Annotated in this window: 11 protein-coding genes; 6 read left to right on the forward strand and 5 right to left on the reverse strand. The window is 56.4% G+C overall.

Annotated elements, in window-relative coordinates; all coding sequences use genetic code 11:
- The 5 genes from VKV18_RS14090 to VKV18_RS14110 all read left to right on the forward strand — a co-directional run.
- The coding region (locus tag VKV18_RS14090) for a pyridoxal-phosphate dependent enzyme (protein ID WP_324201845.1) at positions 1-217 on the forward strand (217 nt) is incomplete at its 5' end.
- A 12-nt stretch (positions 218-229) separates the two neighbouring features.
- Complete coding sequence (locus tag VKV18_RS14095) at positions 230-1,075, forward strand: DUF6807 family protein (RefSeq protein WP_324204821.1); 846 nt, start codon at positions 230-232, stop codon at positions 1,073-1,075.
- 8 nt (positions 1,076-1,083) lie between these two features.
- A complete protein-coding gene (locus VKV18_RS14100) occupies positions 1,084-2,088 on the forward strand; it encodes an ABC transporter ATP-binding protein (protein ID WP_324204822.1) in 1,005 nt (334 codons plus the stop codon).
- Positions 2,089-2,226: 138 nt separating this feature from the next.
- Positions 2,227-3,801, forward strand: a complete 1,575-nt coding sequence (locus VKV18_RS14105) for a hypothetical protein (RefSeq protein WP_324204823.1) — start codon at positions 2,227-2,229, stop codon at positions 3,799-3,801.
- Positions 3,798-4,022, forward strand: a complete 225-nt coding sequence (locus VKV18_RS14110) for a hypothetical protein (RefSeq protein ID WP_324204824.1) — start codon at positions 3,798-3,800, stop codon at positions 4,020-4,022. Before VKV18_RS14105 ends, VKV18_RS14110 begins: the two co-directional genes overlap by 4 nt.
- Before the next feature lie 85 nt (positions 4,023-4,107).
- Here VKV18_RS14110 and VKV18_RS14115 read toward each other — a convergent pair whose 3' ends face one another.
- The 5 genes from VKV18_RS14115 to VKV18_RS14135 all read right to left on the reverse strand — a co-directional run bounded on the left by VKV18_RS14115 (position 4,108) and on the right by VKV18_RS14135 (position 9,086).
- Positions 4,108-5,358, reverse strand: a complete 1,251-nt coding sequence (locus VKV18_RS14115; protein WP_324204825.1) for a (Fe-S)-binding protein — start codon at positions 5,356-5,358, stop codon at positions 4,108-4,110.
- Between the two features lie 3 nt (positions 5,359-5,361).
- Complete coding sequence (locus VKV18_RS14120; protein ID WP_324204826.1) at positions 5,362-6,159, reverse strand: class I SAM-dependent methyltransferase; 798 nt, start codon at positions 6,157-6,159, stop codon at positions 5,362-5,364.
- Complete coding sequence (locus VKV18_RS14125; RefSeq protein ID WP_324204827.1) at positions 6,156-6,953, reverse strand: dolichyl-phosphate beta-glucosyltransferase; 798 nt, start codon at positions 6,951-6,953, stop codon at positions 6,156-6,158. Before VKV18_RS14125 ends, VKV18_RS14120 begins: the two co-directional genes overlap by 4 nt.
- 176 nt (positions 6,954-7,129) lie before the next feature.
- Entirely contained in the window at positions 7,130-8,254 is a 1,125-nt protein-coding gene (locus VKV18_RS14130; protein WP_324204828.1) for a metallophosphoesterase family protein, read from the reverse strand.
- A gap of 25 nt (positions 8,255-8,279) precedes the next feature.
- Entirely contained in the window at positions 8,280-9,086 is an 807-nt protein-coding gene (locus VKV18_RS14135) for a prepilin-type N-terminal cleavage/methylation domain-containing protein (RefSeq protein ID WP_324204829.1), read from the reverse strand.
- 247 nt (positions 9,087-9,333) lie between these two features.
- On the opposite strand from VKV18_RS14135, the gene VKV18_RS14140 reads away from it, so the two are divergent.
- Positions 9,334-10,092, forward strand: a complete 759-nt coding sequence (locus tag VKV18_RS14140; protein ID WP_324204830.1) for a hydroxypyruvate isomerase family protein — start codon at positions 9,334-9,336, stop codon at positions 10,090-10,092.
- Positions 10,093-10,533: the final 441 nt, after the last annotated feature.

Genomic DNA, 10,533 nt, shown 5'->3' on the forward strand with positions numbered 1-10,533 from the left:
GGTCATCCAGGTTTGCGAAACCGATAGCATGGAGATGGCACGCCGGCTTGCCCGAGAAGAAGGCATCTTTGCCGGCATCTCGGCCGGAGCGGCCGTGTGGGCCGCCGTTGAAGTGGCGAAACGCCCCGAAAATGCAGGGAAACTGATCGTGGTGATCGTCCCCGATACCGGCGAACGCTACCTCTCGACGCCAACTTACTCCATCTATGAAGAGTGAGGTCGGAAGCCCATGCTTCCTGAAGAAAACCCTGTAACGCTTGTCGCCCGGCCTGAGCGCGTGGAGTTTTGGATTTACGGCGGGCTGTTTGCCGTCTACCGAACCTCCTCTGTCGCTCCCTGTGGTTTTACCGCTATCTATGCCAAAGACCGAAGGCCTGTTCTCAAGCCGAACACGGCCGGCATTGTGCTCGGCATCGCCCGTGAGAATGTGGATGGCTTCGACTTTACCCCCTCCTCAAACTCTGCCTACCCCAAAGGCGTCATCGTCCCGCTCTCTACCATGGCGCGCCGAGGCCCGTGCTCCGTAGGGCTTCGTCAGGATAGCCTCTGGATTACCCCCACCGGAGAGCCGATCATCGCCGAAACGCGCATCTTTCGTGCCCTGCCCGGCCCAGGCCCCTCTCGCATTCTCGACATCTTTCTGCACCTACGCCCCTGCGCGGGGCGCGAAATCGTCTTCGGCAATGCCCCTCACGATCTGCTGCAACTCTACATTGCCGAGCCGTTCCTTCGCGAAACCGGCCTCGCCCGAAACAGCCGCGGTGCCTTCGGCATAGAACAGATCCATCGGCGCAGTGCAGCCTGGTGTGGCTTTGTGGGCGTCATTCAAAAAGAGACCGTCGGCTTCGCCCTGATGGACCACCCCCAAAACCCCTTCTTCCCCACCGACTGGAACCTCTCTGCCGATGGCACCCTTTCCCCCTCCCCCCTCCTATGGAGCGGGTTTGCGCAAAACCTGGCCAAACCCATCTCGCTGCGCTATCGGCTTATTGTGCACGACGGCTACGTGGATTCCGGCTGGACGGGCGCCCGACTGCAGGATTTTGCCAAAGAACATCTTCTGGGAGTGCCCTAACCAACCCCATGCCTCTACTGGAAGTGCAAAACCTTCAGGTGCAGTTTCAAGCCGCTGAACAGACGGTCTATGCCGTGAGCGACCTCTCTTTTACCCTCGACCGCAACGAGACCGTGGGGTTGGTGGGCGAATCGGGCTCCGGAAAAAGCGCTACCGCGCTCGCCATCATGGGGTTGCCCCCCGCTAAAATTACCGGTGGCTCCATTCGCTTCGACGGCGAGGAGCTTGTCGGCAAACCCTCCAAATTCCTCCAAAAACTCCGTGGGCAGAAGATGGCCATGATCTTCCAAGACCCTTTCTCCTCCCTCGATCCCACAATGTCCGTCGGGGCCCAACTGCTTGAGGCCATCCGAATCCACCTGCCGCTTAAAGGCAAAGCCGCCTACGACTACGCCGTTGAACTTCTCAAAACCGTGCACATCCCTACCCCCGAACAGAAGATGAGGCAGTTCCCCTACGAACTATCCGGCGGCCAACGCCAGCGCGTGCTCATTGCCATGGCCTTCGCCTGCAAACCGCTCCTCCTCATAGCCGATGAACCTACCACAGCCCTCGATGTCACCGTGCAGGCCCAAATTCTGGATCGCATGGCCACCCTCCAACGCCAAAACGGCTCCGGCCTGCTCCTTATTACTCACGACTTGGGCATTGTGGCCGAGACATGCAACCGTACGCTCGTCATGTATGCCGGCCAACTGATGGAGGCCGGCACCACCGAGCAGATATTTCGTGCTCCACTCCATCCCTACACCCACGGCCTCCTCGCCGCCACCATCCCACTCGAAGCGCCGGAAGCACGGCGCCAACACCTTCCCACCATTCCCGGCCAGCCGCCTAGCCTTACCCAAAAGCCTACGGGGTGTCCCTTCTTTCCGCGATGCAGCGCCCGCATCCCCAATCGCTGCGACAAAGAAAACATTCCCCTCTACAGCCTGTCGTCCGGCCAACAGGTTCGCTGCCTGCTCTACGAAGATCAAAAACAAGGAACCCCGTCGGTCGTTTCATCCGTCTAACCAAGTGGAAGCCCTCCAAAAGGCCGGTGTGTGCGGCCACAGCATCAAACTGTCACGGTGCACATGCCGATACGTTACAGAGAATGTAAGCCGGGCGCAGGTGCGTACCGACTGCAACCTGTTCCGAGGAGATAGCCCGTGAAAACACAGGTAACGGTATGGCCACTACCGAAGCCTCCAGAAACGCGCGGACGACCCGAAGCTCTTCTGAGCGATGAAGCCCTCAGAAAAGCAACGGATATCGTTCTGCAGCGCTATGGAGCGCGCGCCGTCACCCTTCTCTCCTCACCGCGCCCCCTCGAAGATGGACGGCTTCTCCCCCCACGTCTCAGCGCCAACGATTGCTATGTGGCTCTCGAAGAGGCCTGCCGCAAGATGGCTCGCGTGGCCCTGCGGCAATACCAGGCCGCACCTCAGTTGCAAGGGCTAGATTTCTCCACCGCCCTCGATAGCCTCTTTCCCGACCCCGTAGCCTATCTTAGCCGATGCATTCGCTCCGTTATCAGCGATGCCGAACGAATCGCACGACGCGAAGTCCCTACGGTTTCCCTCGATCAGCCGATAGGAGATGAAGACGAAGGCCTTTGCCTGCGCGATGTCATCGCCGATACCTCGGAGGCGGTCTACCCGGAGGCGTCCCTCATAGATAAAGAGGAGCGATCGCGCTTCCGCCAAGCTTTGGCCCAAGCGTTACGTGCCCTCCCTCAGAACTACCTCGAAGCCCTTAAGCACGACATCGCACGCGAGCGTCAACGCCAACAGGGGCAGTACGTTCCCCCAGAAACCGATCGGGAACGTCAAACGGTGTGCCGGGCCCGTGCCACCCTGGTGCGCCTCCTTCGGCAACAGTGCGATGCCGATAACCCCTTCCTCCATGTTCTGCTGCACCCCAAAACCGCTCCGACTCGACGCCAGCACGCTCAGCCGAAATCGCCCGCAACCACGTGGAACGAGGCGCGTAAAGAGGCGTTGCGCTCCCGATTGCTTCAAAGCACGTGGGCCGCTCGCTCTGCGAATACGCTTGATCCCCAAGGGAATGTGGACGAGGCCATTGTGAACGAAGTAAGCTTTGCAGATGGCGTCGAACCGCCTTCGCCGGAAATGCGCCAAACCGTGCGCGTTCTCGATACCTATACCATCGGCGACCGACCCACCTCCACTTCCGGTGAGGCGCAGGCCCTCTACGAAAAAGCCTGGCAACTTCGCAAGAGTGGAAAATTAGAAGAAGCTGTTGTATACTATAAACGGGCGTTTGAGAAAGATAGCACGTTCTATCCGGCGCTTACCGAGGCCGGTGCCACCCTCATCCAACAGGGGCACCTCCGTGAGGCGCTTCAACTGTATCAACTGATTCTAACCGATCCAAAAGCCGGCGATGAACGCTATATCGCTGCTAACAACATCGCCGACATCTATCTCACTTGGTTCGACGCCGGTCGTAATAGGGAGAGGAACATCGAGCGTGCTCTCTATTACGCCCAGATCGCTGTGCAGAAACCGACCCCGATGCGCGTGGTGAACCTTTTGCTGGCCTATGTGAAGGATCACTACTACATCGAGGCAAAACGGGCACTGGAAACGGCGCTGAAGGCGAATTGGCCCTCGTGCCCGCCGGATAAACTTTTGCAAACTCTGTTCCAGATTCGCGATCCTGACCTGATCTCGTGGTGGAACTGGCTGGAAACCGAACTCGGAAAGGATAACCCCCAATGAATAAACCTTTTGTTGTGCTCGCAAAATGGCTCATCGGTGTGCCCGCGCTTTTGGTGCTGGCCTGTCTGCTTTTTACCGCACAAGGCAAGCATTCTCAAGCGCGTCACCCCTATAGCCTTACCCTAACGAAAACGGCTCCTCCTGCCACCATCGCCGACGATGGCATCGAAACCCACGGAGGAGGGGGAGGCAATAAGGGCAGCGGCCACTGGCACGCCTAATGCTTTGAATGTTGGTTGACTTGGCATAAAGAAAGGGTGGAGATTTTGTGTCTCCTCCCTTAAGGCTGTTTGTTGCTGAAATATCTTAGGAAAGCGCCCGGTCTAATAGTTCAATGGGATGACATACTTTTATGGCCAGTTTTGCATCGGCAACACCTTGCTCTATCCATGCCAAACACCCCGGATTGCCGGTTGCCACATAGTCGGCGCCCGTAGCCCGAATGTTCTCGATTTTCCGATCCAGTAGCCTCTTCGCCATCTCCGGCTGGGTGATGTTATACACACCGGCACTGCCACAACAGGTATCCGCCTCCTCTAACTCCACCAGTTTCAGCTCCGGAATGGTTTGCAACAGAGCGCGCGGCTGGCTACGGATGCGTTGGGCATGAGCCAAATGGCAGGCATCGTGATAGGTCACCGTGAGAGGTAAAGGGTTCGGCCGGGCCGAAAGCCCTATCTCCATCAGCCACTCGCTAACGTCGCGTACCTTCTCGGCGAAACGATGCGCACGCTCTGCATAATCCGGATCGTCGTGCAGCAACTCCGCATACTCTTTCAACGTGGAACCGCACCCGGCCGAATTAACCACAAAAGCATCCATCTCTTCTAAAAACGGCGACAAAGCGTCAAGGAAGGCGCGCGCATAACGTCGAGCCTCCTCCAAAAGCCCCACATGCAGATGCAACGCCCCACAGCAGCCCAACCGCGAGGGCGCCAGCACCTCGCACCCGTTTTTTCGCAAAACCCGTACCGTCGCCGCGTTGATGTCGGCAAACAACACCTGCATAACGCAACCGGTGAGCATGCCGACCGTATATCTCTTCTCCCCAAAAGCCGGACTTCTCTCGGGGAGAGGCGCGGTCTTCCCGTGGCTCTGCGGCAGCCGCACCGGCGTATCGGTGGTGCCGGACAACAACTTCGCAGCGAAACCGGGGAGTCGGCCCTGCTGCGCACTTGGCAACAGACGCCCCGCCTTCAAGGAGAGCGCCAACCTTTTGGGGTTCGCCAACAGGTCTACAAGCTGCTTGCGCGCTATGCCCTGCAAAAGCGGACGCTTGTGCTTGGCCTCTATTTCGGCACGTGCCATCTCCAGAATCGCCCCATACTCCACGCCAGAGGGACAAGCGGTTTCGCAGGCACGACAGCCTAAACAGGTGTCGAAGGCCTCTACAACCTCTTCATTCAAGGGGATAACGCCCTCATGCCAGGAACGTACCAGATAGATGCGCCCTCGCGGACTGAGAGTCTCACGACCGGTTAAACGAAAGGTGGGGCAGGCATCTAAACAAAAACCGCAACGAATGCATTTGAGAGTCTTCTCTTCCACACGATCCATATCTCATACCGCCATTTTTTCTGAACAGCCCGTCGTGCGTTGCACTGCAGGCACTTCGGGTCGCTCGGCAATACATAATATCGTTAAACCGAAGGGAAGCGAGAAGCGACAGGCCCATCGGTTCTCCAACTCCAAAAGGGCGATGAGCGCCCGATTCACGAAGCCGGGCACCATTGGCATCGCCGCCTGAGGGGGGTCGTGCGGGGGACGTTTGGCCAGCAGGCGCCGTTGTAAGGCCACCACAGGATAGAGCAGCGTCATGATATGCGTTATCTTTTGGATGCGAAAGCCAACCCGATTCACCCGGTCCTCCAGCTCATGCCGCAGGTAACGCCGGAAATGCATAAGGGCGAGATCATGCTCGCCCCATAGATGCGGGTAGGCAGGCACGGTGGCAATAAGCCGTCCCCCCGGTTTCAACACGCGAAACAGCTCACACAGCGCCGCTTGGTCATCCGGCAAATGCTCAAGCACGTCCATACAAACGGCCAGGTCAAACGAGGCCGTGGCAAACGGCAAGCGCATGGCATCGGCCCGCAAAAGGTGTTGGAGACCGCGTCGGCGCGAGTACTCCAGCGCCAAAGCGGAAAAATCGGTGGAAACCACCCGCCCCCACTTGGTGAGCCTTCGCGAAATCGCTCCCGTTCCACACCCTACATCCAAAATAATCGGCGCGCCTTCTCCGGCGGCATGGCCTCCATAAAACTGTGCGAGGAGCCGTTCAAGTAACGCCTGACGCCCAACAAACCACCAGTAGGCCTCTTCCAGGCGATACATCCGCTCATACTCTGCCGTTTTCATTGTAAAGGCAACTCTAGAGAGGGAGCCGTTGCTCCCCGATAACGGGTGGTACGGATGCGCCAAACGGCGCGCACCATCCGCAGCCCGTCCCGCAGCAGATGAACCTTCGATCCCTCCTGATGCGCCCAACGCACAGGCACTTCAGCAACCTGAAACTCGAAAACGCGGATCGCCAAATAGAGCACCTCAACATCGAAGGCAAAATGGTCAATACGACAACGGCTAAAAATGGTGTGAGCCGCAGAACGTGAGAAAAGCTTAAACCCACACTGCGTATCATGAATGCCGGGCACGGTAAGCAGACGCACAAGACGGTTGAAGGTCTTTCCGGCAGTCTCCCTCAGCCACGATTGGCGCTTAACCAACTCGGAGCCGAGCACATCGCGCGACCCGATGGCCACATCGAAGCCGCCATCGAGCTTGGCGTGTAGCTTTTCCACCTCTTCAATGGGGGTAGCCAGGTCGGCATCGGTAAAGAGCAGACGTTCGCCCTTAGCGCGTAGCATGCCGTAACGAACGGCATAGCCTTTCCCCCGATTTGGCGCATAGGCAAGGAGCTGCACCTGAGGCCGACAGGCCGCAATGTGGCGCACAAGCTCTTCTGTGCCGTCGGTGCTGCCATCGCTCACGACGAGAATCTCATAGGAGTAGGGCTGGGAATCGAAGTAGGCCAGCATGCGCTTGAGGGAGGGGCCTAACCGTTTCTCCTCATTAAAGGCCGGCACAACCACACTAAGATAGGGGGAGACAGCATCGGATGAGGCCGTCGCCTCCGTCTGGGGTTCGTGGCTCAAACAGTTCACCTCCAAAGAAACCGTCCGTGTGAAACTCAGTTCCTCCCGGACTTCCTATATTATATACCCCGCTCCCTGCAAAATCTATTCCCTGAGCTAACGGGGATAGGGCATCCCCAGCGATAAAAGAGCTAGCCTGTGTGGCTAGCTCTTTAAGTTCAAACTAACAGCCTATACTATCTTTTTGGCGTAATCTCCACCATAGCCGCTCTATGGGCAGGGACAAGCACTTTAACATACACGTGCTGTTTATCGCCCGGCACAGGAACCTCTGCGGCTTGCAAGGGGGTTCGCTTGCCTTTATAGCTCACAATGGCAGAAACCGCCTCATCATCCCCTAGGCGGGGCAACTCCAAATACATCGGCAAGTCTTGTAGAGTGTAGTTCATCAACATGCCGGTTGGGTCTTTAGAGTCTGCCTTCACGATTTGCGCGAAAAGACGCCAAGGTTGCATCACGGTGATATGGATTTCTTTTCCGTCCACCTCGCAGAGAAGGTAGTGTTGGAACCCACCATCATCAACCGGGGCGTCGCTCGGCGCCCCTGCACCGCCGGAAACGATGTAGTGGATTCCATCGTGTACCGAGGTGTAGTAGAGGTGTTCATGGCCGGAGAAAACGTATTTGACCCCATACTGCACAAACAGTCTATGGAGCGCATCGCGATTAGCCGAGTCGGCAAAGCCCTCATCTGCGTTTTTGGGAAAGAGCGGATAGTGCGTAAACACGACGATAAGCCCTGCGTTTTTGTTGGCCTCCAGGTCTTGCTGTAGCCACTGCATCTGCTCCGCCCCTACTCCGCCCTTCATCCCAAAATCGGCCGTGTTGAGCGCGATGAAGTGAACCCCTCCATAGTCGAAAGAGCCGTACAGACGCCCCATCCGTTGCTCATAGAGTTTGGCCATCTCCGGACGGTCATGTATCTCGTGGTTCCCCGGAGCATTGTAGATGGGAACCTCGGCCAAAGCGGCTGCCTTCAGAAATGCTTCGTACTCCCGCTCGGCCTCTGGGATGGTATCGTCCGTGCCGTAGATGGTGTCGCCTGTCCATAACACGAAGTTGGGTCGCAGTAGGGCAACCTCCGTAAATATCTGCTGCGCCGTTGGTGGCATAGGCACACCGCGCCCTACAGACCTATTATCTCCACCTAGCACGAAAGTGAAGTGCCCTTCCTGCTGCGGTGAAATCGTGAAACGCGCAGCCGGGGTAGGTAAAGGCAAAAGCGGGCGCGAGCTTTCCGCCAGGCCTGCAACAGGTAAAAGCAGAATCCAAAGCAACAGTACTCTGCAACTTATTCGCATAGATGTGTTCCCTTGCTTTTGTGCTTTAACATCCTGTGTTCCAGGGTGCCTGCGGTGGATACCACTGATCGCCCCAGAGAAAGTTGCTAGGGTTCAATGTTTGCTCGAAGCGAAGGAACTTTGCGTGGCCGTCGTAGAAAAGGTAGTTTGCCCCGCCATTGTGTCTGTCCCATCTCACCCGCGTGATCTCCACCTTATCCTTGGGGCCGTTCAAACCGGCAAGCGCCTCCTGTAAAGTAACGTAATGGTACCCATTTCCCAATGGCTGCTCGTAGTTACAAATCTGTCCACCGTTCTTCGCACCGCCGAACCCGCTCGTCCCCTTCCATTGGCCGATCACATAACCGTTGTTCTCCTTATCTCGACGCTCCGTTAGCACAATGAGAGAGGCAGGATAGTTGTAAGCCGATTCGGGAACGGGAAGCCAGTCGTGCGCAGGGATAACGTTGTAGTTGTTAATGTACGAGAACTTCGGCACCTGGGCGTCGCAGTTCAAACCCGGTGTTTGCCCTGCCAAACAAGGCGTCTTGGGAGTCACAGGGTTTGGGTCGGAAGGACAGACGAATATTTGAACGTTTTTAACGTAGGGCTGGAGAATAAACGACCAGTGAATCTTCAAAACTGGCGATTCATAAGTCGTCTGCATGAGCGTGTTATCATAGTCTTGCGAATACATGGCGAATGCCAATCCAAGCTGTTTCTGGTTAGATAAGCACGAGATGGCTCTGGCCTTCTCGCGTGCTTGGGCGAAAACCGGAAAGAGAATAGCTGCCAAAATCGCTATTATTGCAATAACGACAAGCAGCTCAATGAGGGTAAAACCGCGTTTCATTCGTGTGAATCTCCTTTTGATATCGTAACATGTAGTACAAAAACCCTTGGTTTCTGCCGTACGGAAAGAGATTACTTCCCAAAATATTAACGAGGTGTTAATAGAAGATTAAATTTTGATTAAGACGCTCCCAGCCGCCGTGTAAAAACTCATGTAACTTCTACCCAAACCATGCAGGAGGATGGCTATAAGACAGAGAAATAGTAGGGCGTGTACTATCCCCTATCTTTAGAAACAGGAGTTGGCTATGGCAACGATCAAACAATCGCTGGCGTGGTGGGGTTTTGCGCACTCCTTAGAGCCGGATAAGCTTATTGCGGAGGCAAAGCGAATAGGCTACGCCGGAGTGGAGATGTGCCCCCAAGAGCTTTGGCCGAAGGTGGTGGATGCGGGGCTGCGTATCGTGACCATGGGAGGGCATAAATCCCTCACCGATGGCCTTAATCGCCGCGAGAATCACGACCGCATCGAGAAAGAGATCCATCAGAACCTGGAGATCGCCCTGAAATGGAATATTCCCTGCCTCATCGTCTTTAGCGGCAACCGAGGCGGCATCTCCGATGAAGAGGGGCTGACAAACACGGTTGACGGGCTACGCCGAGTGGCAAAAGCGGCCGAACAGGCCGGGGTTACCCTGGTCTTAGAGCTGCTGAACTCCAGAGTGGACCACCCCGACTATCAGTGCGATCACACGGCCTGGGGGGTCGAGGTATGCCGCCGTGTTGGCTCGCCACGAGTGAAACTGCTCTACGACATCTACCATATGCAGATCATGGAGGGCGACATCATTCGCACCATCAAAAACCATATCGAGCATATCGGCCATTTCCACACGGCAGGAAATCCAGGCCGACACGAAATAGACGACTCGCAAGAACTGTACTATCCTGCTATCATGCGTGCCATCGCCGAAACCAACTACGAAGGCTATGTGGGGCAGGAGTTCACGCCCACACGCGATGCCGTCGCCTCACTCGAACAGGCCTACCGCATCTGCAACGTTTAACCGGCTCGCCTTCCCACTTTGTCAAGGGAAAGCGAATGGAGAAACCGTGTTGGGGCGAACAGGGTGTTCGCCCCATTCTCGCCCAACGCGGAAGCCCTTCCTTAGGCTCGATGGAACCTTTCTAAATGAAGCGAAGTATTATCATGTAGATTTAGTGTACTATGCGCAATTCTACATACAACACGATACGGGGTGCAACCCTGCGGGAATCTGTACCGTAATCCTAAACGGGTCACCCCCGACGAGTCCGCAACAACGCTTAGGCCAGCTACAAAATCATGACGTTCATCGAACCGAGTGCAGACCTATGACACGCTACCGATTTGGCTTCCTTCCGAACGAGCTTATCTTCATCCGCGTGGACGCCGAATTCCCTTTCGGCCCCGATGGCGTCTTGCAGGCGCGCCCCCTGCGCCCTGCCATTGACATGTACGAGAGGGA

This window comes from Chthonomonas sp., assembly GCF_035294505.1.
GTDB lineage: Bacteria > Armatimonadota > Chthonomonadetes > Chthonomonadales > Chthonomonadaceae > Chthonomonas.

What these genes read in the sequence shown, in the direction of transcription:
- VKV18_RS14095 (WP_324204821.1), top strand. Translation starts at nt 230, where the DNA reads ATGCTTCCTGAAGAAAACCCTGTAACGCTTGTCGCCCGGCCTGAGCGC.
- VKV18_RS14100 (WP_324204822.1), top strand. Translation starts at nt 1,084, where the DNA reads ATGCCTCTACTGGAAGTGCAAAACCTTCAGGTGCAGTTTCAAGCCGCT.
- VKV18_RS14110 (WP_324204824.1), top strand. Translation starts at nt 3,798, where the DNA reads ATGAATAAACCTTTTGTTGTGCTCGCAAAATGGCTCATCGGTGTGCCC.
- VKV18_RS14115 (WP_324204825.1), bottom strand. Translation starts at nt 5,358, where the DNA reads ATGGATCGTGTGGAAGAGAAGACTCTCAAATGCATTCGTTGCGGTTTT.
- VKV18_RS14120 (WP_324204826.1), bottom strand. Translation starts at nt 6,159, where the DNA reads ATGAAAACGGCAGAGTATGAGCGGATGTATCGCCTGGAAGAGGCCTAC.
- VKV18_RS14130 (WP_324204828.1), bottom strand. Translation starts at nt 8,254, where the DNA reads ATGCGAATAAGTTGCAGAGTACTGTTGCTTTGGATTCTGCTTTTACCT.
- VKV18_RS14135 (WP_324204829.1), bottom strand. Translation starts at nt 9,086, where the DNA reads ATGAAACGCGGTTTTACCCTCATTGAGCTGCTTGTCGTTATTGCAATA.
- VKV18_RS14140 (WP_324204830.1), top strand. Translation starts at nt 9,334, where the DNA reads ATGGCAACGATCAAACAATCGCTGGCGTGGTGGGGTTTTGCGCACTCC.